Source organism: Nocardioides sp. GCM10027114 (assembly GCF_042659625.1).
GTDB lineage: Bacteria > Actinomycetota > Actinomycetes > Propionibacteriales > Nocardioidaceae > Nocardioides.
The window spans coordinates 216,222-242,306 of the sequence record NZ_JBHSSS010000002.1 but is presented as its reverse complement, the minus strand read 5'-3'; the positions used below and the strand labels follow the sequence as shown (position 1 = coordinate 242,306).

The 26,085-nt window shown below is 72.0% G+C and carries 24 protein-coding genes; 7 read left to right on the top strand and 17 right to left on the bottom strand.

Going from position 1 to position 26,085, the window contains the following annotated elements; all coding sequences use genetic code 11:
* Positions 1-387: 387 nt before the first annotated feature.
* Positions 388-1,404, bottom strand: a complete 1,017-nt coding sequence (locus ACFP2E_RS01705) for a zinc-dependent alcohol dehydrogenase family protein (protein ID WP_378521895.1) — start codon at positions 1,402-1,404, stop codon at positions 388-390.
* Positions 1,405-1,517: 113 nt separating this feature from the next.
* On the opposite strand from ACFP2E_RS01705, the gene ACFP2E_RS01700 reads away from it, so the two are divergent.
* On the top strand, positions 1,518-3,044 hold the full coding sequence (locus tag ACFP2E_RS01700) for a helix-turn-helix domain-containing protein (protein WP_378521894.1): 1,527 nt from the start codon (positions 1,518-1,520) through the stop codon (positions 3,042-3,044).
* 1 nt (position 3,045) lies between these two features.
* Here ACFP2E_RS01700 and ACFP2E_RS01695 read toward each other — a convergent pair whose 3' ends face one another.
* Positions 3,046-3,306 carry a zf-TFIIB domain-containing protein gene (locus ACFP2E_RS01695; RefSeq protein WP_378521893.1) on the bottom strand — a complete coding sequence of 87 codons (261 nt, stop codon included), beginning with the start codon at positions 3,304-3,306 and terminating at the stop codon, positions 3,046-3,048.
* A gap of 71 nt (positions 3,307-3,377) precedes the next feature.
* On the opposite strand from ACFP2E_RS01695, the gene ACFP2E_RS01690 reads away from it, so the two are divergent.
* The 3 genes from ACFP2E_RS01690 (at position 3,378) to ACFP2E_RS01680 (ending at position 6,125) form a co-directional block, all read left to right on the top strand.
* Positions 3,378-4,190, top strand: a complete 813-nt coding sequence (locus ACFP2E_RS01690) for a glycerophosphodiester phosphodiesterase (protein ID WP_378521892.1) — start codon at positions 3,378-3,380, stop codon at positions 4,188-4,190.
* A complete protein-coding gene (locus ACFP2E_RS01685; protein ID WP_378521891.1) occupies positions 4,187-5,533 on the top strand; it encodes an MFS transporter in 1,347 nt (448 codons plus the stop codon). The genes ACFP2E_RS01690 and ACFP2E_RS01685 overlap by 4 nt, the downstream gene beginning before the upstream one ends.
* Before the next feature lie 208 nt (positions 5,534-5,741).
* A complete protein-coding gene (locus tag ACFP2E_RS01680; protein WP_378521890.1) occupies positions 5,742-6,125 on the top strand; it encodes an RNA polymerase-binding protein RbpA in 384 nt (127 codons plus the stop codon).
* Positions 6,126-6,128: 3 nt separating this feature from the next.
* Here the strand turns inward: ACFP2E_RS01680 and ACFP2E_RS01675 are convergent, their stop codons facing one another.
* The 7 genes from ACFP2E_RS01675 to ACFP2E_RS01645 all read right to left on the bottom strand — a co-directional run bounded on the left by ACFP2E_RS01675 (position 6,129) and on the right by ACFP2E_RS01645 (position 13,268).
* Positions 6,129-6,629, bottom strand: coding sequence for an FxsA family protein (locus tag ACFP2E_RS01675; RefSeq protein ID WP_378521889.1), 501 nt, complete (start codon positions 6,627-6,629; stop codon positions 6,129-6,131).
* Complete coding sequence (locus tag ACFP2E_RS01670; RefSeq protein WP_378521888.1) at positions 6,626-7,396, bottom strand: polyprenol monophosphomannose synthase; 771 nt, start codon at positions 7,394-7,396, stop codon at positions 6,626-6,628. Before ACFP2E_RS01670 ends, ACFP2E_RS01675 begins: the two co-directional genes overlap by 4 nt.
* A complete protein-coding gene (gene lnt, locus ACFP2E_RS01665) occupies positions 7,393-9,000 on the bottom strand; it encodes an apolipoprotein N-acyltransferase (RefSeq protein ID WP_378521887.1) in 1,608 nt (535 codons plus the stop codon). Before lnt ends, ACFP2E_RS01670 begins: the two co-directional genes overlap by 4 nt.
* A 401-nt stretch (positions 9,001-9,401) precedes the next feature.
* On the bottom strand, positions 9,402-9,854 hold the full coding sequence (locus ACFP2E_RS01660; protein WP_378521886.1) for a hotdog domain-containing protein: 453 nt from the start codon (positions 9,852-9,854) through the stop codon (positions 9,402-9,404).
* Entirely contained in the window at positions 9,854-10,621 is a 768-nt protein-coding gene (locus tag ACFP2E_RS01655) for an OAM dimerization domain-containing protein (RefSeq protein ID WP_378521885.1), read from the bottom strand. The genes ACFP2E_RS01660 and ACFP2E_RS01655 overlap by 1 nt, the downstream gene beginning before the upstream one ends.
* On the bottom strand, positions 10,618-12,228 hold the full coding sequence (locus ACFP2E_RS01650) for a lysine 5,6-aminomutase subunit alpha (RefSeq protein WP_378521884.1): 1,611 nt from the start codon (positions 12,226-12,228) through the stop codon (positions 10,618-10,620). The genes ACFP2E_RS01655 and ACFP2E_RS01650 overlap by 4 nt, the downstream gene beginning before the upstream one ends.
* Entirely contained in the window at positions 12,225-13,268 is a 1,044-nt protein-coding gene (locus tag ACFP2E_RS01645; RefSeq protein ID WP_378521883.1) for an L-erythro-3,5-diaminohexanoate dehydrogenase, read from the bottom strand. Before ACFP2E_RS01645 ends, ACFP2E_RS01650 begins: the two co-directional genes overlap by 4 nt.
* A 169-nt stretch (positions 13,269-13,437) precedes the next feature.
* Here ACFP2E_RS01645 and ACFP2E_RS01640 point away from each other — a divergent pair, with 169 nt between their 5' ends.
* Positions 13,438-14,892: a KamA family radical SAM protein gene (locus tag ACFP2E_RS01640; protein ID WP_378521882.1), complete on the top strand. Its 1,455-nt coding sequence runs from the start codon at positions 13,438-13,440 to the stop codon at positions 14,890-14,892.
* A 122-nt stretch (positions 14,893-15,014) separates the two neighbouring features.
* Here the strand turns inward: ACFP2E_RS01640 and ACFP2E_RS01635 are convergent, their stop codons facing one another.
* The 3 genes from ACFP2E_RS01635 to ACFP2E_RS01625 form a co-directional block, all read right to left on the bottom strand.
* Complete coding sequence (locus ACFP2E_RS01635) at positions 15,015-15,953, bottom strand: hypothetical protein (protein WP_378521881.1); 939 nt, start codon at positions 15,951-15,953, stop codon at positions 15,015-15,017.
* Between the two features lie 211 nt (positions 15,954-16,164).
* Positions 16,165-18,522 (bottom strand): neutral/alkaline non-lysosomal ceramidase N-terminal domain-containing protein, encoded by a 2,358-nt coding sequence (locus tag ACFP2E_RS01630; RefSeq protein WP_378521880.1) that lies wholly within the window; start codon positions 18,520-18,522, stop codon positions 16,165-16,167.
* A gap of 55 nt (positions 18,523-18,577) precedes the next feature.
* On the bottom strand, positions 18,578-19,048 hold the full coding sequence (locus ACFP2E_RS01625; RefSeq protein WP_378521879.1) for an Lrp/AsnC family transcriptional regulator: 471 nt from the start codon (positions 19,046-19,048) through the stop codon (positions 18,578-18,580).
* Positions 19,049-19,090: 42 nt separating this feature from the next.
* On the opposite strand from ACFP2E_RS01625, the gene ACFP2E_RS01620 reads away from it, so the two are divergent.
* The gene (locus tag ACFP2E_RS01620) at positions 19,091-20,023 is read left to right on the top strand and encodes a 5'-3' exonuclease H3TH domain-containing protein (protein WP_378521878.1); all 933 of its coding nucleotides are present in this window, start codon (positions 19,091-19,093) and stop codon (positions 20,021-20,023) included.
* Positions 20,024-20,070: 47 nt separating this feature from the next.
* Positions 20,071-20,733 carry an SDR family oxidoreductase gene (locus tag ACFP2E_RS01615; protein WP_378521877.1) on the top strand — a complete coding sequence of 221 codons (663 nt, stop codon included), beginning with the start codon at positions 20,071-20,073 and terminating at the stop codon, positions 20,731-20,733.
* A gap of 24 nt (positions 20,734-20,757) precedes the next feature.
* On the opposite strand, the gene ACFP2E_RS01610 is transcribed toward ACFP2E_RS01615, so the two are convergent.
* The 5 genes from ACFP2E_RS01610 to tatA form a co-directional block, all read right to left on the bottom strand.
* A complete protein-coding gene (locus ACFP2E_RS01610; protein WP_378521876.1) occupies positions 20,758-23,565 on the bottom strand; it encodes a DEAD/DEAH box helicase in 2,808 nt (935 codons plus the stop codon).
* Complete coding sequence (locus ACFP2E_RS01605; RefSeq protein ID WP_378521875.1) at positions 23,558-24,439, bottom strand: diacylglycerol kinase; 882 nt, start codon at positions 24,437-24,439, stop codon at positions 23,558-23,560. The genes ACFP2E_RS01610 and ACFP2E_RS01605 overlap by 8 nt, the downstream gene beginning before the upstream one ends.
* A gap of 28 nt (positions 24,440-24,467) precedes the next feature.
* The gene (locus ACFP2E_RS01600; RefSeq protein WP_378521874.1) at positions 24,468-24,896 is read right to left on the bottom strand and encodes a hypothetical protein; all 429 of its coding nucleotides are present in this window, start codon (positions 24,894-24,896) and stop codon (positions 24,468-24,470) included.
* A complete protein-coding gene (gene tatC / locus ACFP2E_RS01595; RefSeq protein ID WP_378539249.1) occupies positions 24,893-25,663 on the bottom strand; it encodes a twin-arginine translocase subunit TatC in 771 nt (256 codons plus the stop codon). The genes ACFP2E_RS01600 and tatC overlap by 4 nt, the downstream gene beginning before the upstream one ends.
* Before the next feature lie 88 nt (positions 25,664-25,751).
* Positions 25,752-26,048 carry a Sec-independent protein translocase subunit TatA gene (gene tatA, locus ACFP2E_RS01590; protein ID WP_378521872.1) on the bottom strand — a complete coding sequence of 99 codons (297 nt, stop codon included), beginning with the start codon at positions 26,046-26,048 and terminating at the stop codon, positions 25,752-25,754.
* Positions 26,049-26,085 lie beyond the last annotated feature (37 nt).

Genomic DNA, 26,085 nt, shown 5'->3' with positions numbered 1-26,085 from the left:
GGACCTCCGGTCCCACGATCGGACCACCCGCCCGGCCCGCGCGTGCCATGTCCGCCGGAGTTGCGCGTGACCAATTTGGGGGATGTTGGGGCGAACCGCCGACGACTTCCCGCGCGGCGTTTCAACCTTCAATCAAGATGACGCGCAAGTCGGGGGCCATGGGGGCTCTCGGTGGTCGCGGCGAAGGACAAGACACACGTCCGTGGGGGACGTCGCCAGGCCCGAGAGGAGGAAGCGTCATGTGGGACACCGTCGAACCGACCGCACAGCTGCTGTCGCACGACATGCCCTGCCCGCAGTGCGGTCACGCTCCCCACACCTTCCTGGCCTGTGGCGATGAGTGTGACTGCCGGCCGCACGGCATGCCCGGGATGATCGCCTGAGGGATCAGGGCTGCAGCAGCACCTTGATCGCGCGGCGCTCGTCCATGGCGCGGTAGCCCTCGGCCACCTCGTCCAGCGGCAGGGTCGCGTCGAACACCAGCCCGGGGTTGATGCTGCCGTCGAGGACCAGGTCGAGCAGCGTGGGCAGGTAGGCACGCACCGGCGCCATCCCGCCGGCGAGGCCGACGTTCCTCTGGAACATCCGCCGGATCGGCAGCTCCACGCCGTGGGGCACGCCGACGAAGCCGACCGTCGAGCCGGGGCGCGCGACCGCGAAGGCCTGCTGCATCGCGCCGTCGGTGCCGACGCACTCGAGCACCGCGTCGCCCCCGACGCCGCCCGTGATCTCGAGCACGGCCTGGGCGCCCTCGTCGCCGCGCTCGGCGACGACGTGCGTCGCCCCGAACGTGCGGGCGATCTCCTGCCGCGGCTCGTGGCGCGACATCGCGATGACCTTCTCCGCGCCCATGGTGGCGGCGGCCAGCACGCCGCACAGGCCGACCGCGCCGTCGCCGACGACGACGGCGGTGCCGCCCTGCCTCACGCCGGCCGCGACCGCGGCGTGCCAGCCGGTGGCCATGACGTCGGAGAGCGTGAGCAGCGAGGGGATCAGCGACTCGTCGGGCATGCCGTCGGTCTTCACCAGGCTGCCCTCCGCCTGCGTGACGAGGGAGTACTCCGCCTGGCCGCTGGAGGTGAAGCCGAGGTTGTCGCAGGCTGCGTGCATGCCGGCGCGGCAGTGGGCGCAGGTGTTGTCGCAGTGGTCGAACGGGACGACCACGAAGTCGCCCGGCCGGAACGACGTCACCTCGGCGCCGACCTCCTCGATCACGCCGACGCACTCGTGCCCGATGGTGGCGCCGGCGTCGACGTCGTTCTCGCCGCGGTACGGCCACAGGTCGGAGCCGCAGATGCAGCCCGCCACCACCTTGACGATGGCGTCCGTGGGGGCCGTGATGGTGGGGTCGGGAACCTCGGAGAGCCGGATGTCGCCGGGGGCGTGGATCGTCGTCGCGCGCATGCGGGCATCCTGTCAGGCGGGTCAACTCCCCCACCCCGTCGAAGCCGCGGGCCCGGTCCGGGACCCGGTGCGCCGATGTTGCGCTATCTCATATCTGAGATACCTTGCTGCGCATGACCGAGGACTACAAGGGCCGGATCGGGAACCTCATCCGCGACGCGCGCAAGCACCGCGGTCTCACGCAGCAGCAGCTCGCCGAGCTGCTCTCGACGAGCCAGAGCGCGATCAACCGCATCGAGAAGGGCCACCAGAACCTCTCGCTGGAGATGCTCGCCCGCATCGGCGAGGCGCTGGACTCGGAGTTCGTCGCGCTCGGCGGCGGACCCACCCACCTGCGCGTGACGGGCCCCACCACGCTGTCGGGCTCGATCGACGTCAAGACCTCCAAGAACGCCGGTGTCGCGCTGCTGTGCGCCTCGCTGCTCAACCGCGGGCGCACGACGCTGCGCAAGGTCGCCCGCATCGAGGAGGTAAACCGCCTCCTCGAGGTGCTCAACTCCCTCGGCGTCGAGACCCGCTGGCTCAACGCGGACAACGACCTCGAGATCGTGCCGCCGGCCGAGCTCCGCCTCGACAACATCGACGAGGCCGCCGCCCGGCGCACCCGCTCGGTCATCATGTTCCTCGGCCCGCTGCTGCACCGCTCCGACTCGTTCGAGCTGCCCTACGCCGGCGGCTGCAACCTCGGCACCCGCACCGTCGAGCCGCACATGTCGGCGCTGCGGCCCTTCGGCCTCGAGGTCAAGGCGACCGAGGGCAGCTACCACGCCAACGTCAACCGGGCGATCACCCCCGGCCGGCCGATCGTGCTCACCGAGCGCGGCGACACGGTCACCGAGAACGCCCTCATGGCGGCCGCCCTCCACCCGGGCACGACCGTCATCAGAAACGCCTCGTCCAACTACATGGTCCAGGACCTCTGCTTCTTCCTGCAGAAGCTCGGGGTCGAGGTCGAGGGCATCGGCACCACCACGCTGACCGTCACCGGCAGGGCCGCGATCGACGTCGACGTCGACTACGCCCCGAGCGAGGACCCGATCGAGGCGATGTCGCTGCTCGCGGCGGCCATCGTCACCTCGTCGTCGATCACCATCAAGCGGGTGCCGATCGAGTTCCTCGAGATCGAGCTCGCGCTGCTGGAGGAGATGGGCTTCGAGTACACCCGCTCCGAGGAGTACGTCGCCCGCAACGGCCGCACCCGCCTCGTCGACCTGACCACGATGCCGAGCGAGCTGCACGCCCCCCTCGACAAGGTGCACCCGATGCCCTTCCCGGGCCTCAACATCGACAACCTGCCGTTCTTCGCGGTCATCGGCGCGGTGGCCGAGGGGCAGACGCTGCTGCACGACTGGGTGTACGAGAACCGCGCGATCTACCTCACCGAGCTCACCAAGCTCGGCGCCCAGGTCAAGCTGCTCGACCCGCACCGGGTGATGATCGAGGGCCCGACCCACTGGTCGGGTGCAGAGGTGATCTGCCCGCCGGCACTGCGGCCGGCGGTCGTGATCCTGCTGGCGATGCTGGCCTCGAAGGGCACCTCGGTGCTGCGGACGACATACGTCATCCACCGCGGCTACGAGGACCTGGCAGAGCGCCTCAACACCCTCGGCGCGAGCATCGAGACCTTCCGGGACATCTGAGTCAGGAGAACAGCGTCTCCACCCAGGCCCGGGCGGGCTTGCGCGACGTCGGCGGCGCCTGCATGTCGGGGGTGATCCTCGGCATGGGCGCGGTGTGCTGGCTCGAGGTCTGGTGCCAGTCGGTCTCGGACTCGATCAGGGAGCCGAGGTCGGCCCGCTCCAGGAACACGCCGTGACCTTCGGGGCACTGGTGGACCTCCGCGGCTCCGAGGGCCCTGCTCACCATCTCGGCACCGCAGCGGGGACACGTCATGGGTTCCATGGCTCGACCGTACCGCTCCGGTGGCCGCGCCGCCGACCGCCGCTACGGGGGTGTCGGTGGATACTGCTCGCGTGACGTCTCCAGCCACCGGGATCGCCTACCTCGACACGGTGCTGGACCACCCGGGCGCCGTCCTCGCTTTCGCGCACCGCGGCGGCGCCTACCACCCCGACGTCGAGGGCCTGGAGAACACGCTGGCGGCCTTCCGGCACGCCGCCGAGCTCGGCTACGACTACCTCGAGACCGACGTCCACGCGACCAGTGACGGGGTGCTGCTGGCCTTCCACGACGCCGTGCTCGACCGGGTCAGCGACCACCGCGGCGAGATCGCGGGCATGACGGCGGCGCAGGTGGCCCTGGCCCTGGTGGGAGGCCGCGAGCGGGTGCCCACCCTGGCGCAGCTCTTCGACGAGTTCCCCGACGCCCGCTTCAACATCGATCTCAAGGCGGACGCGGCGGTGGCGCTGCTCGCCGACTTCGTCGCCCGGCGGGAGGCGTGGGACCGGGTGCTGGTGGGCTCGTTCTCACCCCGCCGGCTGCGCGACTTCCGGCGACTCACGGCCGGCCGGGTCGCCACCTCGGCCCACCCGGTCGAGGTGGCGGTGTGGCGGTTCTGCCCGAGCGGCCGGCTCGCCGACCGGCTCACGGGCGGCCGCGTGGCGGCGCTCCAGCTCCCCCCGCGGCGGCGCGGCCTGACGCTCGTCACCGACGGCCTGCTGCGCCGGGCGCACGCGGCCGGCAAGCACGTCCACGTGTGGACGATCGACACCGCCGAGGAGATGCACGCCCTGCTCGACCGTGGTGTCGACGGCGTGATGACGGACCGGACCGACATACTCAAGGCGGTGCTCGTGCAGCGCGGGCAGTGGAGGGAGCACGCATGACCTCGACCGGCGTCGCCGGCCTCACGCCGCTCGACCGCGCCCGCGAGCAGAAGGCCTGGTACTGGTACGACTGGGCCAACAGCGCCTACGTCACCACCATCAGCACCGTCCTCGTCGGGCCCTACCTGATCGCCATCGCCCGCGAGGCCGCCGTGGACGACCGGGTGAGCCTGCTGGGGCTGTCGGTCAACCCGGGGGCGCTGCCGGCGTTCCTCGTGACCTTCTCGACGATCTTCTCCGCGCTGGTGCTGCCGCCGCTGGGCGCCTACATGGACCGCACCGAGCACAAGAAGCAGTGGCTGGCCGGCTTCGCCTGGACCGGCTCGCTGTTCGCGTCGCTGCTGTTCCTCACCCGGGGCGACAACTGGGAGCTCGGGGCGGTGGCGCTCGTCGGCGCCAACCTGTGCCTGGGCGCGTCCACCGTCGTGAACGACTCGATCCTGCCGCTCATCTCCACCGAGGAGGAGCGCGACCGGGTCTCCTCGCGCGGCTGGGCGTGGGGCTACCTCGGCGGCGGACTGCTGCTCGCCGCCAACCTCGCCCTCGTGACGCTGCTGCCGTTCGGCATGGAGCAGGGCGAGGCGGCGCGCTGGAGCATGCTCTCGGCCGCCGTCTGGTGGGCGGCGTTCACGGTGATCCCGTTCGTGCGGCTGCGCAACCACCCGCCGGCCGACGTGGAGCGGGTGCCCGGCAACGCCGTCCGGCAGAGCTTCGGCCAGCTGTGGGTGACCCTGAAGGAGCTGCGCAACTACCCCACCGCGCTGACGTTCCTCGTCGCCTACCTGTTCTTCAACGACGGCATCCAGACCGTGATCAGCCAGTCCTCGGTCTACGGCTCCGAGGAGCTCGGCTTCAGCCAGGACATCCTCATCATCACGATCCTGATGGTGCAGTTCGTCGCCTTCGGCGGCGCCCTGCTCTTCGGCCGGCTCGCCGCGCGGTTCGGCGCCAAGCGGACCATCCTCGGCGGTCTGGTCATCTGGAGCGTCATCGTCACGGTGGCACTGGTGCTCCCGTCGAAGGAGGTGCTCCCGTTCCTCGCCCTCGGGTTCGGCATCGGCATCGTCCTCGGCGGCACCCAGGCGCTGGCCCGCTCGTACTTCTCGCTCTTCATCCCGAAGGGCAAGGAGGCGGAGTACTTCAGCTTCTACCACGCGATGGAGCGCGGGACCTCGTGGTTCGGCGCGCTGCTGTTCGGCATCGTGTTCACCCTCACCGACTCCTACCGCCCGGCGATCTTCGCCCTCGTGGTCTTCTTCGTGATCGGTGGCCTGCTCCTGCTGCGGGTCGACACGGCCCGCGGCATTCGCGAGGCCGGGAACGAGATGCCCGCCGTCATCTGAGCCGGTCGGCGTGGCCCGTCCAGAGGGGTGACGTGCGCCTCTTCGGGGGATTTCCGGAATCCTGCCGTGCCCACTACCGTTGATGTGATTGAGCGTCAAGGGGCTGGGTATGTTCCCCAGGAGCACCCCAAGGCCGGGACTTCCCGGTCCAGCACGTCTCACCTGTGTCACATCGGGGGAAGAACAACAGTCATTTGGGAGGTGGCTCATGGCGGAGCGCACACTTCGTGGAGCCCGGCTCGGCGGTCAGAGCTTCGAGGACGAGCGCGGCATCGAGTTCGCCGCACGGCAGCAGGTGGGTTACCGCTGCCCTCAGGGTCACGAGTTCGAGATCACGATGTCGGTCGAGGCCGACATCCCCGCGACCTGGGAGTGCCAGCGTTGCGGGAGCGAGGCGCTGAGCGTCGCCGGCATCCAGCCGGAGGCCAAGAACGAGAAGCCTGCGCGCACCCACTGGGACATGCTGCTCGAGCGGCGGTCCGAGAAGGAGCTCGAGGACATCCTGAAGGAGCGCCTCGAGCTGCTGCGCGGAGGCGAGATCGGCCCGGCGCACCTGCACCGCGGCGCCGGCAAGAAGAAGAAGGTCAGCTGACCCTCAGCCCGTCGTGGGCTCGTCGGGCCGCTCCGGCTCGTCGACGACCTCGCCCCGGACCACGGATCCCCCGGATCCAGGTCCGGGGCGTCGTGCGTCCGTGGGCAGGCCACCGGGGAAGACCTGCAACCGCCGGCTCAGCACCCGGGTGAGCATCCTGCGCGCCACGGGGCGCGTCAGGGGCAGCACCAGCAGCGCCCCCACCGCGTCGGTGAGGAAGCCCGGCGTGAGCAGCAGCGTGCCGCCGATCAGCACGAGCACGCCGTCGGCGAGCTCGCGGGCAGGCATCCGGCCCGCCTGCAGCGCCGCGGTCAGCTCCCGCCAGGCCCGGCTGCCCTCGCGGCGTACGAGCCAGGCGCCGAGGACGCTGAAGAGGATGAGCAGCAGGATCGTCCACCACGCGCCGATCACCTGGCCGACCTGCACCAGGACGTACACCTCGGCGAGCGGCACCCCGACGAACAGGGCGACCAGCAGGACCCGCAGCAGGCCGCGCGTCCTCATCGGCCCCGCCCCCAACGGCGACGGAGCTGGCGGCGGCGCTCCCGGAGCCCCCAGGCGGTGATCCGGCGCAGCGACTCGAGCGCCACCGAGCCGCTCATCTTGGAGTCGCCCCGGACCCGCTCGACGAACTCGATCGGCACCTCACGGACCGTCAGGCCGGCCTGCAGCGTGCGGGTGACCAGGTCGGTCTGGAAGACGTATCCGGCGGACCGGACCGTGGCGAGCTCGATCTTCTCGAGGGTGTGCCGACGGAAGAGCCGGTAGCCCGACGTGGCGTCGCGGACGTCGATGCCGAGCAGCAGCCGCACGTAGAGGTTGCCGCCGCGCGACAGCGCCTCCCGGCGTCGGGGCCAGTTGACGATGGAGCCGCCCGGGACCCAGCGCGACCCCACGACCAGGTCGGCGTCGGCGAGCGCCGCCAGCAGGGCGGGCAGCTGCTCGGGCTGGTGGGACCCGTCGGCATCCATCTCCCCCACGACGTCGTAGCCCGCCTCGAGCGCGACCGCGAACCCGTGGAGGTACGCCGCGCCCAGGCCGACCTTCTCGGTCCGGTGCACGACCCGCACCTGCGGGTCGGCGGCAGCCAGGCGGTCGGCGATGGCACCGGTGCCGTCGGGCGAGCCGTCATCGACGACCAGCACGTCCACGTGCGGCACGGCCGCGCGGAGGCGGCCGACGATCCACTCGAGGTTCTCGGCCTCGTTGTAGGTGGGGATCACCATCACCACCCGGCCCAGCGGCTCGGAGCGGTGGCTGTCGGTGGTCATCGGGTCCTCGTCTCCATGCGCGTCTCGGCGGGGGTCCGGGCCGGCGACACGGGATCCCCGCCGGCCGCCGTACCGACGGCGTTCTCGGCAGTCCCCCCGACCGCCCGGCGCCGAACATACGGGAAGAGGGTCGCCAGCAGGGCAACGCCGACGAGCGCGGCGCACAGCCGGCCGAGCCAGGGCCCGATCCGTACCGCCGGCGTCAGCTCGTCGGAAAGCCCGACCTGCTCGACCAGCACGGCGCGGGTGCGCGGGTCGGCCTCGGCGACCACGCTGCCGTCGGGCGCGATCACCCCGGAGACGCCGTTCGTCGCGGCGACCAGCACGTACCGGCCGGTCTCGATGGCGCGCAGCCGGGTGATCTCGTACTGCTGCTCGATCTGCGCGGTGTGGATGAACATCGCGTTCGAGGTCTGCACGACCAGCAGCTCCGCGCCGGCACGGAGCTGGTCGTGGATGCCGGCGTCGTAGGCCACGTCGAAGCAGATCGCGTCGCCGACGGCGGTGCCCGCCACCTGCAGCGGCTCGACGCGGGTGCCCTTGACCATGTCGCGCGGGATAAGCGCGAGCCGCCCGAAGTTGTCGCGGAAGACGCTGCGCCACGGGATGTACTCGCCGAACGGGACGGGGTTGTGCTTGGTGTACCGGTCCCCTCCCCCGGTCTGCGGGTCCCACACGATGCCCTGGTTGAGGACGTGCTCGGAGCCGGCGTCGACCATCGCCCCGACGAGGATCGGCACGCCGATCGCCGACGCGGCCGCGTCGATCGAGGCGTTGATGTCGCCGTCCGCGAAGGGATCGACCGCGGTGCTGTTCTCCGGCCACAGCACGAAGTCAGGAGCGGGGGCCTCGCCGCTGGCCACCCGGTCGGCGAGCTCGGTGGTGGCCTCGACGTGGTTGCGGGTCACCTGGCGGTGGTCGAGCAGGATGTCGTCGCCGTTGCCGGGGACGTCGCCCTGCACCACCGCGACGGTGCGCTCCTCGCCCGTCAGCGTCACGTCGTACGGCGCCAGCGCGGGCAGCAGCCCCGGGAGCGCCACGACGGCGAGCGTCCCGGCCGGCACGAGCCCGCCGCCGACGCCGGTGACGCCCGAGCGGCGGGCGACGAGGACAGCCCAGGCGAGGGCCGCGCCGAGCATCGCGAGCGCCAGGCTGACGCCGGACTGGCCGACGTACGGCAGCGCCCGCTCCCACGGGGTGTCGGCGGTCGCGTACGAGAGCCGGCCCCACGGCATGCCGCTGAACGGCCAGCCGCCGCGCAGCACCTCGACGGCCACCCAGCCGGCGGCGCCGTACACGGGCCAGGCGCGCAGCCGGCCGACGCGGCCGACGACGGCGCCGAGCAGACCGTAGAAGCTCGCCTCGAGCCCGCTGAGCAGCGCCCAGGCATCCCAGCCGACGACCCGCATCCAGAACATGTGGACGAAGCAGAAGCCGACGCCGAACACCAGGCCGGGCAGCCACGCGCGGCGCGCCGGCAGGCCGTGACAGGCGAGGAAGAAGGCGGCGACGGCGAACGGGATGACCCACTCCGCGCCGACCGGCGCGAACGCCAGGGACAACGCGACGCCGCCGAGCAGCGCGCCGAGGATGCGGGGGGTCACGCTGGCAACGGTATCCAAGGCGCGATCAGGGCCGCAGCGTGCAGGCAACGGAAGGGCCCCCGATCCTTCGGTCCAACCAGAGTCCGACTGGCTGCCGGGCCCGGGCTGTTGTCTAGGGAACCAGGGCCCCTTCCGTATCCGCCCTCGTGGTGGCGGGACCGACCTCCGCGAACAATGTCGGGTGGGTGGTGGCGCCCCACCGCCCGACACAGCCACTCGGACGTCGGTCCGCCGGCCACGATCTGCACGGACGGACAAGGGAGACCTTGAAACGTGAGCGGGGTCACTGTCAACACCCCGCCCACCTGCGCAGATGCGCGTTCTTGCAGGTCAGCGCCGGGTTCCCGCGGCGAACCTCCAAAGCAAAATGTTGCTCGCCCGGCGTCGGTGGTCCGGTCCGGTCAGCCGTCCGTGGACGGGCCGCTTGACGAGCTGCGGGACGGGTCGGGCACGACGACGGTGCCGGTCGCCGAGGTGGCCAGCAGCGGCTCGTCGAGCATCCGGGCCGCTCCCGGAGCCTCCTCGGTCGCTGCACCGCGGGCGACGACGTGCACCGTGAAGTCGAGGGTGCGGGACCGGCTGCCGACACGGGTGATCTCGCAGGCGACCTCCAGCACGTCGCCGGCACGGACCGGAGCGCGGAACTGCACGTCGGAGTACGACGCGAACAGTCCCTCGTCGCCGTCGGTGAGGATGCACATCTCGGTGGCCACGTCGCCGAACAGGCCGAGGCTGTAGGCGCCGTCGACGAGGTTTCCGGCGTAGTGGGCGTGGGAGTAGGGGACGTAGCGCCGGTGCACGACGCGGCGGCCGACGGCCGCCCCCTGGGTGGTCCCCTGGGTTGTTCCCGTCATCAGCTGGCCCTCTTCCGCTCGATCCGCTGCTGGACCCGGTGGACGAGGAAGCTGGCCACCTCGCCCGGGGTGGTGCCGCGCGAGAACACGCGGTCGACGCCGAGCTCGTCGGCCATGGTCTCGTCGAAGCGGGGACCGCCCACGACCAGGAGCGGCCGCTTGTCGGGCGGGCACGCCTCCCGGAAGGCGGCGGACATCTCGCGGGTGTTGAGCAGGTGCGCGTCGCGCTGCGTGACGACCTGCGACACCAGGACGGCGTCGGCCTTCTCCGCCAGCGCCCGGTCGACGAGCTGCGGCACCGAGACCTGGGCGCCGAGGTTCACCACCTTGAGCTCGCGGTAGTACTCCAGGCCCTTCTCCCCCGCGAACCCCTTGATGTTGAGGATCGCGTCGATGCCCACGGTGTGGGCATCGGTGCCGATGCAGCCGCCGACGACCACCATGCGGCGCCGCAGCAGCCGCTTGACGACACCGTTGACCTCCTTGGGCGTCAGCAGCGGGTAGTCGCGCTCGACGACCTCGACCTTGCTGGTGTCGACGAGGTGGTTCACCCGGCCGTACACCACGAAGAAGGTGAAGTCCGGACCCATCGGCTTGCTGTGGACGACCAGTGCCGGGTCCATGCCCATCTTGTTGGCCAGCTGGGCGGCGGCGCCCTCGGCCACCTTGGAGTGCGCGCCCACTGATGACAGGGGGAGCGTGAAGCTCAGCTGCACCATGCCGTCGCCCGTGGTGTCGCCGTACGGGCGAACGATGTGGCCGCTCATCGGGCTCCCTTCGTGGCGCCAGGCTCCTCGAGGATCTCGGTCGCAGGGTTGTAGTAGTCGCGGGACTTGCGGGCCACGCCGTCGAGGCCGCGACCGCCGTCGGCAGGCCGCTTCATCAGGCCGAAGGTGCCGTCGGCGATCGCGTCGAGGAGGCCGTTCTCGTGGTCGACGATCTGCTCGAGCAGGTCGATCGTCTCCCCCAGCACCTGGCGGGCGCGCCGCTCGATGAAGCCGTCCGGAGCGGGCCGGAAGTCCTCGTGGAGGTTGCCGGCGGCGTTCATCACGTAGCGGACGTTCTGCAGCGCGAGGTCGCGGTCGGAGAGCCACGGCGTCACGACGGCCTCGGTCATCATGCCGACGAGCAGGATCCCCTGGCCGGTCAGCGCGCCGACGAGGTTGAAGAAGCCGTCGAGGAGGTAGCCGCGGAAGACGTCGCCGGTCATGTGGCGTGTGGGCGGCATCCACTTCAGCGGCGCCTTCGGGAAGAGGTCGCGGGCCAGCATGGCGTGGGCCAGCTCGAGCCGGAACGAGTCCGGCACGTCCGGGTCGATCTCGAAGGCGTGGCCCAGGCCGAGCTGCCAGTCCTCGAGGCCGGCCTCCTTGGCGAAGTACTCGTTGAGGAGCTGGCTCGTGGTGACCGTGTGCGCCGCCTCGACCGCGTCGGCGGTGGTGAGGTAGTTGTCCTCGCCGGTGTTGATGATGATCCCGGCGCGGGCGTGGACCTGCCGGCTGAAACGCTGGTCGACGAAGGTGCGGATCGGGTTGATGTCGCGGAAGAGGATGCCGTACATCGAGTCGTTGAGCATCATGTCGAGCCGCTCGAGGCCGGCCAGCGCCGCGATCTCGGGCATGCACAGCCCCGAGGCGTAGTTGGTGAGCCGGACGTAGCGGCCCAGCTCGCGGCTGGTCTCGTCGAGCGCCGCCCGCATCAGCCGGAAGTTCTCCTGCGTCGCGTAGGTGCCGGCGAAGCCCTCGCGGGTGGCGCCCTCGGGCACGAAGTCCAGCAGCGACTGGCCGGTCGAGCGGATGACCGCGATGACGTCGGCCCCCTCCCGGGCGGCGGCCTGGGCCTGCGGGATGTCCTCGTGGATGTCACCGGTGGCCACGATCAGGTAGATCCACGGCTTGGCGGGCGCGTCGCCGACCTTCGCGATCATCCGCTCACGCTCGCGGCGCCGCGCGTCGATCCGGCGTACGCCGGCGCCGACGCTCTTGCGGGCGGCCGACCGAGCGCGGGTGGCGTCGCGGCCCTCGGGGACCCGGAACCGGATCGAGCCGGCGGAGGCCTTCTGGGCGAGGGTGGCGAGGTCGTCGGCCTCGCCCCGGACGAGCGCGTCCCACACGGGCAGCGCTACGCCGTTCTCGAGGCCGACGTCGGCGCGGACCACGTCGGCGAGCCGGTTGACCCAGGGCGTGCCCTCGGGGTCGGCGCCGCCGAGCCCGGCGAGGCGGAGCGTCGCCCGCTCCACCGAGACGGTGGTGTGCTTCTTGGCGACCTGGACGATCGGCCGGCCGACCTTGCCGGCAAGCTGCCGGGCGCGCTTGACGTTGGCCGGGTCGAGCTCGAGCTTGCCGACGGTGCGGGGACTGGTGCGGGCGGGGCTCATCGCTCTCCCTCCAGGCGGGACTCGAACAGCTTGCGCACGCCGGGGTTGCTCCGCAGCAGGTCGAGCGCGACCTCGGCGTGGCCGGGGACGTAGCCGTTGCCGACGAGCATGGTGACGTCGGCGGCGAGGCCCTCTGCGCCGAGCGCGGCGGCGGAGAACGACGTGGCCATCGAGAAGAAGATGACAGTGCCGCGGTCGGCGGTGGCGAGGATCGCGCCGCCCTCGCACCCGGGCACGTCCACGCAGACGACCGTCACGTCGGCCGGTCCGCCGGCCGCGGCGACAGCGTCACGGAGCGCGATCGGGTCGCGGGCGTCGGCCACGGCCACCGCGTCGGCGAGGTCCGCAGCCTGCAGCAGGTCGGCCTCCGCCTGGTGGGGCACCACTCCGATCGTGCGGGCGGCGCCGGCGGCACGGGCGGCGGCCAGGCTCAGGCTGCCGGACTTGCCGGCCCCGCCGACCACGGCGACGGTCGGGGCGTCGTACCCGCTGACGACGCGGCTGGTCAGGGCCGGAGCGCCGCACACGTCCATCACGGCGAGCGCGAGGTCCGCGGGCAGGTCGTCGGGCAGCACCGCGGCGATCGAGCGGCCGAACAGCACGGCGTACCCGTCGCAGGGCACCTGCTCGGAGCGGCCGTCCCAGTGGGCGAGCCCGTCCTCGATGACGAGCGGGGTGAGGGTGAGCGAGACGAGCGTGGCCACGCGGTCGCCGACCCGTAGGCCGAGCGGCGAGCGCTCCCCCACCTCCTCGACGGTGCCGATCAGCATGCCGCCGGAGCCGGTCTCGGGGTTCTGCATCTTGCCGCGCGAGGCCACGATGTCGAGCACCTCGACGCGGACCGCGGCGCCGTCGCCGGCGTGCTTGCGCTCGAGCTGGCGGAACGAGGCGGCATCGAGGTTGAGGCGCTCCACGCGGATGCGGACCTCGTCGGGCCACAGCTCGCGCCGGGTGTCGAGCCGCTGCGCGGCCTGGGGCAGCACGGCCGGGTCGTCGAGCACCCGGTGCAGGCCGGTGGGATCGCTGTCGGGGGCGGCCATCGCCGTCGGTCCTCCGGTGTGATTGGGGTCGGGGCAGGAAATCCTACGGCGAGTCATTGGACGTGCCGCACGTTCTCCTCGTACTCTGGCAGAGGAGACGTGCGCCACACAACTGACGCGCCGCCCGCGACCACGCCCGCACGACGGGCCCGAGACCCCGGGAGACTGCATGAGCATCGAGACCGCGATCGGTCTGGAGACCGGCCAGCCCTACCCCTATCAGCGGGTGGAGCTCGTCGAGCCGGACTGGACCCGGTTCCCGGGCTGGAAGGACGTCACCGCCGCGGACTGGGCCTCGGTGCAGTGGCAGCGGGCGCACTGCATCAAGAACATCAAGCAGCTGCGCGAGCTCATGGGCGACCTGCTCGACGAGTGCTTCTACGCCGACCTGGAGCGCGACCAGGCCGAGCGTGCCACCATGTCGATGCTCGTCCCGCCGCAGATGATGAACACCATGGTGCCGGGCGCCACACCCGCCGGGCCCGGCTCGCTGACCGAGGCGTTCTACGCCGACCCGGTCCGCCACTACATGATCCCGGTCTTCTCCGACCGCCGTACCGACTGGGCGTCGCACCCCCACGCCACCCGCGACTCGCTCCACGAGCACGACATGTGGGTGGCCGAGGGGCTCACCCACCGCTACCCCACCAAGGTGCTCGCCGAGCTGCTGCCGACCTGCCCGCAGTACTGCGGCCACTGCACCCGCATGGACCTCGTCGGCAACTCGACCCCGGTCATCGACAAGCTGAAGTTCGCCGGCAAGCCCAACGACCGGCTCGGCGACATGCTCGACTACCTGCGTCGTACGCCGTCGGTGCGCGACGTCGTGGTCTCCGGCGGCGACGTGGCCAACATGCCGTGGCCTCGGCTCGAGGCGTTCCTGACCCAGCTGCTGGAGATCGAGAACATCCGCGACATCCGGCTCGCCACCAAGGCGCTCATCGGCCTCCCCCAGCACTGGCTGCAGCCCGACGTCGTCGAGGGCGTCGGCAGGGTCGCCTCGATCGCGCGGTCGCGCGGCGTCTCGCTCGCGATGCACACCCACGCCAACCACGCGAACTCCATCACTCCGGTCGTGGCCGAGGCCTCGAAGGCGATGCTCGACGCCGGCCTGCGCGACGTGCGCAACCAGGGCGTGCTCCTCAACGGCGTCAACGCCGACCCGCAGGCGCTGCTCGACCTGTGCTTCCGGCTCCTCGACGGTGCCCAGGTCATGCCCTACTACTTCTACATGTGCGACATGATCCCGTTCTCGGAGCACTGGCGGGTCTCGGTCGCCGACGCCCAGCGGCTGCAGCACCACATCATGGGCTACCTGCCCGGCTTCGCGACGCCGCGCATCGTCTGCGACGTGCCGTTCGTCGGCAAGCGCTGGGTGCACCAGCTCGCCGACTACGACGAGGTCCGCGGCATCTCCTACTGGACGAAGAACTACCGCACCTCCATCGAGGCCGAGGACCCCGAGGCGCTGCACCGCACCTACGAGTACTACGACCCGATCCACACCCTCCCCGCCGAGGGCCAGGCGTGGTGGGCCGAGCACGGCAACCTCGACGAGTCGGCCCTCAAGGCCGCCGAGGTGGCTGAGGCCTCCCGGCGGATGGCGGCCCTGCAGGCCCACTGAGGCTGCGGCGCGGCGTGTAGCGATCCCCGGATATCCGGGGATCGCCCCGCTTCTCGGCCACTGAACTGCCCGAGAAGCGGGGCGAGTGCTGGGGCACTGTGTCTGACGTGACGCCTGGTGCGTCAGCCGATCCGGAGCGCTGCCTTGATGCGGGTGGCAGTCCGCTCGGCGCGCTCGAGGTCGGCCCAGGTGATCCGGATGCACCTCCAGCCCGTGAGCTCGCGGACGAGGTCCTCCCGCTGCTTCTCGCGGAAGACCGCGTCAGCGGGGGTCTCCCCCGGCCGAAGGTGCTGGGAGTACTTCGACTTGCCGTCGAACTCCAGCCACACCCCGAGCTCGGGCCAGGCGAAGTCGAGCCTCGCCACCTCGCGGCCCGACTCGTCGCGTACGACGTACTGCGGCACGGGAGCCGGGATCCCGTGCCGCCAGCACAGGAAATAGGTCCGGCTCTCCGCCACCGACTCGACCGCTGGCTGCGCGAGCCGCATCACCAGATCGGTCCGCAGCGTGTGCGGGTTGTGAACCATGTCCGAGTAGCGCTCGGCGATCTGTTCCATTGTGGTCAGGCCCTCGTGGAGAAGGTGGTTGACCACGCAGAGGCTCGGCTCTGGGCCAGCCACCGTGGTGATGTCTATGGCGGTCCTGGTGGCATCGGTGACGAGGACCCCGCGGCGCTCTGTGACGTGCTCCGGCACGATGACACCGAGGTGCTGGTGCACCCCCGCCTCCCGCCGACCCCCACGCCGATCGGTGCGGGTCACATGCACGACATCGGTGCGCAGCCCCCACAGCGGCGCGCCGTACTCGGGGAGCGCCGAGACATGGGAGAGGACGACTTCCGTCCGAGCCTGCTTGATGACCGCCCGTGCTCGGAGGGCATGCTGGGCAGCCTCATCGCTCCGCCTCCACATCTCGCCGGCGACGTAGGCACCACGGCGTACTCGATGCCACGTCCCGTCGCTGCTCAACCTCTGGATCTCTCGCTCGGAGTAGCCGGCCGCCAACGCTTCACCGCGTAGGAACACAGAACCAACGACATCGATGCACAACAGTTCACTCATGCGCGTCAACCTGCTGGCTTCGGCGGCCGTGCGGTCGCTCGATGACGACGTCTGTGGACTGACCGTCAGCTCGGTAGGACTGTGGTCGCAATCTGGCGCGCAACATTGGCCACGACAGGCACACCGCTCAGTCACTTCCGTCGCTTCTCGGGCGCTTCAGTGGCCGAGAAGCGAGGTGATCCCCGGATATCCGGGGATCACTACGCCCCCGTCACCACGGCGAGAGGAGGGGGTACTGCTCGGTGGGTTGCGAGGCGATGGCGGAGCCGGCGACGAACCGGGTACGCCGGGAGGTGGTGTTGCCGTACGGGTCACCGACGGTGCCGCGCGGGACCACCACCCGGGCGCCCTCGGGTGCGGCCAGGACGTAGACACCCGCTGAGTGTGGAGCGACGGTGACCCGGCGGCCGTCGACCCGGACGCGGACTGCAGGGCCGCCGGTCGCGACCTGCGGCCGCCACGTCAGGTCCGTGTAGGGCTCGGCCTCCGGGTAGGACAGCACGAACGCGGCCCGACCCTCGCCGGCGCGGACCGGCGTCGCGGCGAGGATGCGGCCGGTGCCGACACGGAACGGCTCTGAGGCCAGCTCGTACCGGTTGGCGGTCACCACGAAGCGGTGGCGCCCCGCCGGCGCGTCGAGTGGCACCTCCCAGGCGGCGGTGTAGGTGCCCTCCCGCGCCTCGACGACGTAGCGCGGCCCGAGCGGCACCTGCTCGTCGCCTTCGACCGACCAGGCGATCCGGGTGCCGAGGTCGTCGGCGACGGGCTCCCATCCGCCCGGCGTCCGGCGCTCCACGGTCACGAACGCACCGTCCAGCGGCCGGTCCGTCCCGCGCGGCCCGCCGCGCCACTTGAACGACGCGCGGTCCAGGCGGCGGGTGGCACCCGGCTGCGACACCGGCGCGCCCGCGGCCGCACCTTCGGGGAACGGCGTGTGGTCGGGCTCCATCCCGTTCGTCGGGTCGAAGGGGTACGCCGGGGGCGCGGGCTCGCCCGAGGCCAGGGTTCGGGCGAGGCGGGCGGTCTCCTGCACCAGCAGCACCGAGCTGTGGGTGCCGAAGTTGGTCTGGCCGCCCTCGTAGGCCTGCCAGGCGTACTCCTCCGGCGTGGTGAAGTAGCCTTGGTACTCGTTGGCGAGCCCCGAGATCGCGACCGTGTCCACGCCGCTCCCGGCCAGGGCGGTCGCGACCGCCTCCTCGATCCGGCGGCCCACCTCGACGGTGACCTCGCCGGGGTTCGACACGACGACGCCGTCGCCCACGCGGACCACGGCCAGCGGCGCGCCGACCGGGATCGGGACGCCCTGCGGCTCGAGCTGGATCTTGTTGCCCTGCGGTCCGGCGCCCGCCGGGAGCCGGTGGCCCTCGAAGACGGCGCCGCTGTTCTCGTGCAGCTGGCCGCGGTGCTCGTCGGAGCCGGTCAGCAGCGGCAGCCCGGGCACGGCCTTGTCGTCGACACGCCCACCACCCACCGACTGCCCGCAGAAGCAGAACCGGGTCCAGCGCACGTCGAGCTCCGGCGTCGTGGTCAGCCGCGACCCGGCGCTGCGCCACGCCCGCAGGATCGCGGCCGCCTCCACGCGACCGACGTACTCGGCCGCCGCCGGCCCCGAGCGGTGCAGCGCGGAGGACGTGTCACCCTCGGCGCCGTTGGAAAAGGCCGAGACGACCTCCTGGCCCGGCGGGACGTCGCCCAGCTCGCGCAGCGCCTGCTCGCTGGCGAGCATGGCGGCGCCGGAGTGGTCGCCGTTGTAGCTGTGGGCACGAGAGCCCAGCACAACCGTGCCGTGGTTGGCGAACGTCGACCACATGCCCACCGGCACGAGCCGCCCGTCGAGCCACTTGTCGACGCGCAGCACGTCGACGTCGGGGTCGATGGTGCTGCCGGCGCCGCGGGGGCTCTCCGCGGCGGAGCCCTCTGCCAGGTCCCGCTCGATGCCGTAGTTGGCCAGGTGGGCCTCGATCGAGCGGTTCTCGGTCAGCCCGACCGGGATCTGCGTCCGGCCCCAGGCGGCAGCCCCCGGCCCGAGGTCGTCGTCGGCGCGGGCCACGGCCTCGGCGATCCGCCGCGCCAGGAAGCCGTACAGCTGGGGGTCCGGCTGGACGCTGAACTGCGTCGCGGTCGGCACGTTCGGGAAGGTCACGTCGTACGCCGCGAACGGGAAGTACTGCCCCGGCGCGCTGTGGGTGTGGGTCGCGGCCACCACCATCCGGGTCTCGTCGATCCCGTGGCCCTCGAGCATCCGGGCGGCCTCGGTGAGCAGGCCGCCGGCGACGCAGCACAGGTCGGCGACCACCAGAGCGACCTTCTCCCCACCCCGCTCGAGGACCACGGCGCGCGCCTGCAGCCGCGTGTGCTGGCCCGTCGCTCGCGCGTCGGACCGGACGTTGCCCATCGTGAAGTAGCCGGTGGGCGGGGTGAGGTCGGCACGCCCCACCCCGACCCGCAGCCGATCGTCGGCCGCCGCCGAGGCGGTCACCGACGGCGCGCCGGGCAGCGTGGAGCCGGTCAGGACGCCGGTGGCGAGCAGGACGGCCGCGACCAGCGCGGCGACGATTCGTGGGCGCACATCCGCCCAACGACGACTCCCCTGAGCGGTTACCGCCGCAGCGCCCCTCGCCGGGTCAGGCGTCAGCGGGCGCGCTCGAGACCGGCCGGTTCTCGTAAGGCGTCGAGAGCACGATGGTGGTGCGGGTGGCGACGTTGGCGGCGGCGCGGATGCGCGCGAGCAGGTCCTCGAGGTCGAGCGGGGTGGCCACCCGCACCTTGAGGATGTAGGACTCCTCCCCCGCCACCGACCAGCAGGACTCGATCTCGCTGATGTCGCGCAGCCGCTCCGGGGAGTCGTCGGCCTGGGAGGGGTCGATCGGCCGGATCGAGATGAACGCCGTCAGCGGCAGCCCCATCTGGGCGTGGTCGACGGTCGCGCCGTAGCCGGTGATCAGGCCGCGCTGCTCGAGCCGCTTGACCCGCTGGTGGACCGCGGAGGTGGAGAGCCCGGTCGCCTTGCCGAGGTCGGTGTAGGACATCCGCCCGTCGGCGGCGAGGAGCTCCAGGATGCGGCGGTCGGTGCCCTCGACCTCGGACTGAGTCACGCGCGTCAGCCTAGCGTCAGGCGGCGTGACAGGATGCGCGACGTGACGGACCGCCTGATGCTGCTCGACACCGCCTCGCTCTACTTCCGGGCCTTCTACGGCGTCCCGGAGATCAAGGCGGCCAACGGCACGCCGGTCAACGCCGTGCGGGGCCTGCTCGACTTCATCTCGCGGCTCGTCGGCGAGTACCAGCCGAGCCACCTCGTCTGCTGCTGGGACAACGACTGGCGACCGGGCTGGCGTGTCGAGCTGCTGCCGTCGTACAAGGCCCACCGCGTGGAGGCGCCTCGCCCCGACGGCACCCCCGACGTCGAGGAGGTGCCGGACCCGCTCGAGGTGCAGGTCCCGGTCATCCGCGCCGCGCTCGACGCGCTCGGCATCAGCGTGGTCGGCGCCGACGGCTACGAGGCCGACGACGTCATCGGGACCCTCGCGACCGGTGCCGGCAAGCCGGTCGACGTCGTGACCGGCGACCGCGACCTCTTCCAGCTCGTCGACGACGAGGCGCAGGTGCGCGTGCTCTACATCGCCCGCGGCGTGGGGCGCCACGAGCGCGTCACGGCCGACTGGGTGCGCGACAAGTACGGCATCGAGCCACACCAGTACGCCGACTTCGCGACGCTGCGCGGCGACGCCTCCGACGGTCTGCCCGGCGTGCCGGGGGTCGGCGAGAAGACCGCGGCCACGCTGCTGGGCCGCTTCGGCGACATCGGCGGCATCGTGGCGGCGGCGCACGACCCCGAGTCGGACATGGGCCCCGGCCCACGCGGCAAGGTCAGGGCCGCCGCCGACTACCTCGCCGTCGCTCCCAAGGTGGTCGCGGTCGCCCGCGACCTCGACCTCGGCGCCCCCGACAGCGCCCTCCCCCGCGCCCCGCGCGACCCCGACATGTTCGCCGCGCTGGCCGAGGAGTTCCGGCTCGAGAGCTCCGGGCAGCGGCTCGTCGAGACCCTGGCCGGACTCGAGCCCCGCTGACCCGGAAGGCCCGCCGACCAGTTGACCGCTCCCGTAGCGTGGCGCCCATGAGCACCGTTGCAGTCGTCGGGGGCCACGGACAGGTGGCCCGTCACCTCCACCCGCTGCTGCGCCAGGCCGGCCACACGCCGGTCGCGCTGGTGCGGCGGCTCGAGCAGCAGGCGTCGCTGCAGGCGGAGGGGGTGGAGGCCCGGCTGCTCGACATCGAGGCGGCGGGCGTCGACGACTTCGCCGCGGCGTTCGAGGGCTGCGACGCCGTGGTCTTCGCCGCCGGGGGCGGCCCGGACGGGAACATCGAGCGCAAGCGCACCGTCGACCTCGAGGGGGCCCTGAAGTCGATCGAGGGAGCCCGCGCCGCGGGGATCAGCCGCTTCGTGCAGGTCTCGGCGATCGGCGTCGACGAGCCGCTGCCCGAGGACACCCAGCCGGTCTGGCGGGCCTACGTCGAGGCCAAGCGAGACGCCGACGCCGCCCTGCGGGAGAGCGGGCTCGACTGGACGATCCTCCGGCCGGGCCGGCTCACGGACGAGCCGGGCAGCGGGCACGTCGCGCTCGGTGACGACGTGGCGCGCGCCGAGGTGCCGCGGCAGGACGTGGCCGCCGCGGTCGCCGCCGTGATCGGGGCGCCGGCCTCCGTCGGCCACCAGTGGAATCTCGTCTCCGGCGAGCTGCCCGTCGACGACGCGGTGGCCCGCGCCGCCCGGTCGTGAGCTGGTCCTGAGCCCCTTGGGAGCTCAGTCCTCGAGCGAGGAGTAGGCGACCACCCCGCGGCGCACCCGCTTCACGACCTCACGAGCGGTCTCGCGCAGCGGGGTGCCGGCGGCGGCGTCCGCCACCTGCCCCGCCAGGTCGAGCAGCTGCTTCATCCAGCGCACGAAGTCGCCGGCCGCGAGGTCGGTGACGTGGAGGACCGAGTCGAGGTCGTCGCCCTCGGCCCAGCGGTACGCCGCCCACGCGAAGCCGAGGTCCGGTTCGCGCAGGAAGTCGAGGCGGTGCTCCTTCTCGAGGGCGTCGAGGCCCGCCCAGAGGTGGACCATCGCGGTGATCGCCTCGTTGACGGCGCCACCCGGGAGCCGCGGCGAGACGGAGTCGTCGGGGCGGCGCGCCTCGAACACCAGCACCGACATCGCCGCCGCCAGCCCGGAGGCGTCGAGGTCGTCCCAGACGCCGTGGCGCAGCGACTCGGCCGCGAGCAGGTCCATGTCGGAGTAGAGCCGCATCAGCCGGCGGCCCCGCTCCGTGACCTCGTCCCCGGTGAGGTACTCGAGGTCCTGCAGCACCTCGCAGACCCGGTCGAACTGCCGCGCCACGGTGTTGGTGCGCTGCTCGACGCGACGCCGCAGCGTGCGGGCGTCCCGGTCCAGCTTGAACCACCGCTCCGCCCAGCGGGCGTGGTCCTCCCGCTCGGGGCACTGGTGGCAGGGGTGCGCCTTCATCTCGGCACGAAGCTGGTCGATCTCGTCGTCGAGGCGGTTCGGCCGGCTGCCACCACCGCGGCGGGGGTCGCTGCGGCCGGGCGGCGGCGGGGTCAGGTTGTGGGTGCGCGCCTTCAGCGCGGAGGCGAGGTCTCGACGCATCTGCGGGTTGCGCCCGTTGAAGTTGCGCGGCACCCGCAGCCGCGTCAGCGCGGTCACCGGCACCGGGAAGTCGATCATCGCCAGTCGGCGCGCCTGCCGGTCGGCGGTGACGACGTAAGGCCGGGGACCCTCGGGTGAGAAGCCCGGGTCGATGACGACGGCGTAGCCGGCGAACTTCCCCGTCGGCACCTGGATCACGTCACCCGGCTTGAGGGCCGCGAGCGAGGCCATCGCCTCCTCGCGTCGGTCCGCCCGGCGCGCCTTGCTGGCGGACTTCTCCGCGTCGCTGATGCGGCGCCGGAGACCGGCGTACTCCATGAAGTCGCCGAGGTGGCAGGCCGCCGCGTCGCGGTAGCCCTCGAGGGCCTCCTCGCTCTTGCGCAGCTGCCGGGCGAGCCCGACGACCGCCTTGTCGGCCTGGAACTGCGCGAAGGACTGCTCCAGCAGCTCCCGGGCGCGCTCGCGGCCGAACTGGTGCACGAGGTTGACGGCCATGTTGTACGACGGCCGGAACGACGAGCGGAGCGGGTAGGTGCGGGTCGAGGCGAGGCCGGCAAGCTCGCGCGGGTCCATCCCCGGTTGCCACAGGACGACGGCGTGGCCCTCGACGTCGAGGCCCCGGCGGCCGGCACGCCCGGTGAGCTGGGTGTACTCCCCCGGGGTGATGTCGGCGTGGGTCTCGCCGTTCCACTTGGTGAGCTTCTCGATGACGACCGTGCGGGCCGGCATGTTGATGCCGAGGGCGAGCGTCTCGGTGGCGAACACCGCCTTGCACAGCCCCCGGACGAAGAGCTGCTCGACGCACTCCTTGAAGACCGGCAGCATGCCCGCGTGGTGGGCCGCGACACCGCGCGTCAGGCCGTCGAGGAAGTCGTGGTAGCCGAGGACGTGACGGTCCTCGTCGGGCAGGTGGCGGCAGCTCTCCTCGACGAACTCGTAGATCTCGTCGCGCTCCTCGGGCGTGGTGAGCCGGACGTTCGCGTCGAGGCACTGCGTCACAGCGGCGTCGCAGCCGACCCGGCTGAAGACGAAGACGATCGCCGGGAGCAGCCCCTGTCGGTCGAGCTTGTCGAGCACGTCGACCCGGCTGGGCAGCCACACCCGGCGGCCGTTGCCGACGCTGCGGGGGTTGCGGGACGACCCCGGCTTGCCCTTGCGGGGGGAACGCCGGTCGCGCATCAGCCGGCTGCTGGCCCAGTCGTCGCGCGCCACCCGCACCAGCTCGTGGTTGACGGGGGCACCCTCCCGGACGAACCCGGCGGACGCGTCGACGTCGGAGCTGGCGAAGAGGTCGAGCAGCCGCCGGCCGACCATGACGTGCTGGAAGAGCGGCACCGGGCGCCGCTCCTCGACGATCGTGACGGTGTCGCCCCGCACGGTCTCCAGCCACTCGCCGAACTCCTCGGCGTTCGACACCGTCGCCGACAGCGAGACCAGCGCCACCGACTCGGGGAGGTGGATGATGATCTCCTCCCAGACCGCTCCGCGGTCGCGGTCGGCGAGGTAGTGGACCTCGTCCATGACGACGAAGCCGAGCCCGAGCAGGGTGCGCGACCCGGCGTAGAGCATGTTGCGCAGCACCTCGGTCGTCATCACGACGACGGGCGCCTCGCCGTTGATCGTGTTGTCGCCGGTCAGCAGGCCGACCCGGTCCTCGCCGTAGCGGCGCACGAGGTCGTGGTACTTCTGGTTCGACAGCGCCTTGATCGGGGTCGTGTAGAAGCACTTGCGGCCGGTCGCGAGGGCGAGGTGGATCGCGAACTCGCCGACGATGGTCTTGCCCGACCCGGTCGGCGCCGCGACCAGGACGCCCTTGCCGTCCTCGATCTCGCGGCAGGCATGCTCCTGGAACTCGTCGAGCTCGAAGTCGTAGTGGGCGACGAAGTCACGCAGCACGGGGTTGTCGCGGTCGCGCCGGTAGCTCGCGTAGCGCTCGGCCGGGGTCAGGTCTTCGGTCTCAGGCAAGGACGCTCAGGGCTCCAGGGACGCAGTCGATGGTCAGTGGCAGCGGGCCGAAGCGCTCCCCGTCGGCGTACGCCACGATGCCAGGTGCCGCCACTGTGACGTTACGGGCCCGGTGGTGCTCGTACTGCGGGTGGGTCACGTGGCGTCCGGTGAACAGCTTGGGATACGTCCTCACCAGCTCGGGCTTGGACATCGGCTTGATCACGACGACGTCGAGGAGCCCGTCGTCGAGCACCGCGCCCTCGGTGATGCGGAGCCCACCGCCGAACGACGGCCCGTTGCCGACGGCGACGAGCATCGCGTCGAGCCGGTGGGTGACGCCGTCGAGCTCGAGGGTGTAGGGCAGCGGCTCGAACGTCCGCAGCTCGGCGACGGTCGCGAGGTTGTAGCGCATCTGGCCGCGCGGCCACGTCATCCGGTTGGCGCGCTCGTTGACCACGGCGTCGAAGCCGGCCGCGAGCACGGTGACGAACCACTTCGAGCCGCTCCGTGCGAGGTCGATCCGGCGTCGCCGCGACGCGATGATGCGGTCGGCGGCACGGAGCGGGTCCTTGCGCGGGATGTCGAGGTAGCGAGCCACGTCGTTGCCGGTGCCGGCCGGGATGATCCCCAGCGAGGTGGCGCTCTGGGCGAGCGCCTGCACCGCGAGGTGCACCATCCCGTCGCCGCCGACGACGACCAGGGCCTCGACCCGGTCGGCCACGCAGGAGAGCGCGAGGTCGAGCGCCTCGTCGGCGTCCCGGCCGACCAGGTCGCGGACGACGAACCCCGCCTGCCGCAGGCGGGAACGGGCCGCCAGCCGCGCACGGGCACCACGCCCCTTGCCGGCCGTGGGATTCGTCAGCAGCGCGATCTCGCGCGAGTTGCCGGCCACGGGCCGACCCTATCCGCCCGCCCTGACCTCAGAGGGGCGAACCCTCCCACGTCGGGCCGTCCGCGGCGATGCGCAGCCGGGCCACGTAGTGGTCGGGCGGAGCGCCTACCGCCTTGGCCAGCCGGCCCACCGCGTCGAGGACGAGGTCGGCGGTGAATCCGGAGCCGGGCACGGCGAGCGTCAGCCGCCCCTCGCTCTCGACCAGCAGGATCTGGCCGTGCCGCCACGCCAGGTGGGTCTCGGTGCGGGTGGTGTCGTCGGCGACGGGCGCCGGGTGGGCGTGGTCGACGGCCAGCAGGTCGCAGGGCAGCCGGTCGCCGCGCTCGCCGGCCAGCTCACCGGGCACCCGGTGGCCACGGCGTACGCCGGTCTCGGCCGACCAGGTGACCTCGCCCTCGCCCAGCCACTCGGGCAGGTCGAAGGGGTCCACGGCGGGCAGCGGGTCAGGAGCGGTCACAGCGCCGAGATCTCGTCGTCGGAGAGGCCGGTCAGGCCGGAGCGGGCGTCGCGGCGGCGGTCGAGGAACCGGGCGATGACCTCGGAGATGCCGAAGAGGGCGACCATCGGGATCGCGAGGAAGAGCATCGTGAACGGGTCGGTCGACGGCGTCGCGATGGCCGCGAACACGAAGGTGCCGATGACCACCCAGGGCCGGTGGGTCCCCAGCGACTCGCCGCGCAGCACGCCGGCGAGGTTGAGCAGCACCACGAACACCGGGATCTCGAAGGCGATCCCGAAGACCAGCAGGGTCCGGATCAGGAAGGTGAGGTAGTCACCGAACTCGACGAGGTTGACGAGGCTGCCGGGGGTCAGCCCGATGAGCAGCTCGAGACCCTTGGGCAGCGTGTAGTAGCCGAGGGTGACGCCGGCCAGGAACAGCGGTCCCGCGATGGCCGCGAACACGCGGGTCCAACGCCGCTCGTTGTCGTGCAGGCCCGGCAGGATGAACGCCCAGATCTGGTAGAGCCAGTAGGGGCTCGTGAGCACGACCGAGACCAGCCCGCACAGCTTCAGGTAGAGCATGAGCGGACCGCCCGCGCCCGCGACCGTCGCCTGCGAGGCGACGTCGTCGGGGAGCTGCTCGACGGCGGCCTCGTAGGGCCGCAGGACCAGCTCGAAGACCTGGTCGAAGAAGAACAGCGACGCGATCAGGACGACCAGGATGACCGTGACGCTCTTGAGGACCCGTCCGCGCAGCTCGCGGAGGTGGTCGGAGAGGGCCATCCGGCCGTCCGGGCCCACCGGGTGATGGGGCTTGCCGGCGAAGAGGCCGACAATGCCGGAGACGGACACGCGCGTGGTGGGGCCAGGCTCAGCTGGTCCGGTTGTCGCCCTGGTCGCGGACCACGGGCTCGGAGGGGTCGCTCACGGGCGGCTGGGGCTGGGTGCGCGGGGGCTCGAGCTGGCCCTGGGCGGGGCGGTCCGCCTGGTCCTGCTCGTCATCGTCGTCGTCGACGAGCCCCTTGGTCTCGGCCTTGAAGATCCGGAGGGCGCGACCGCTGCCGCGGGCCAGCTCGGGGAGCTTCTTGGCGCCGAACAGCAGCAGGATCACGAGAACGATGAGAACGAGTTCCCAGCCGCCGGGAATGGCGACGAGCGAGTGGATCATGACTTCCTCACATCCGGCTGTCGGTCGGTGTCCATCC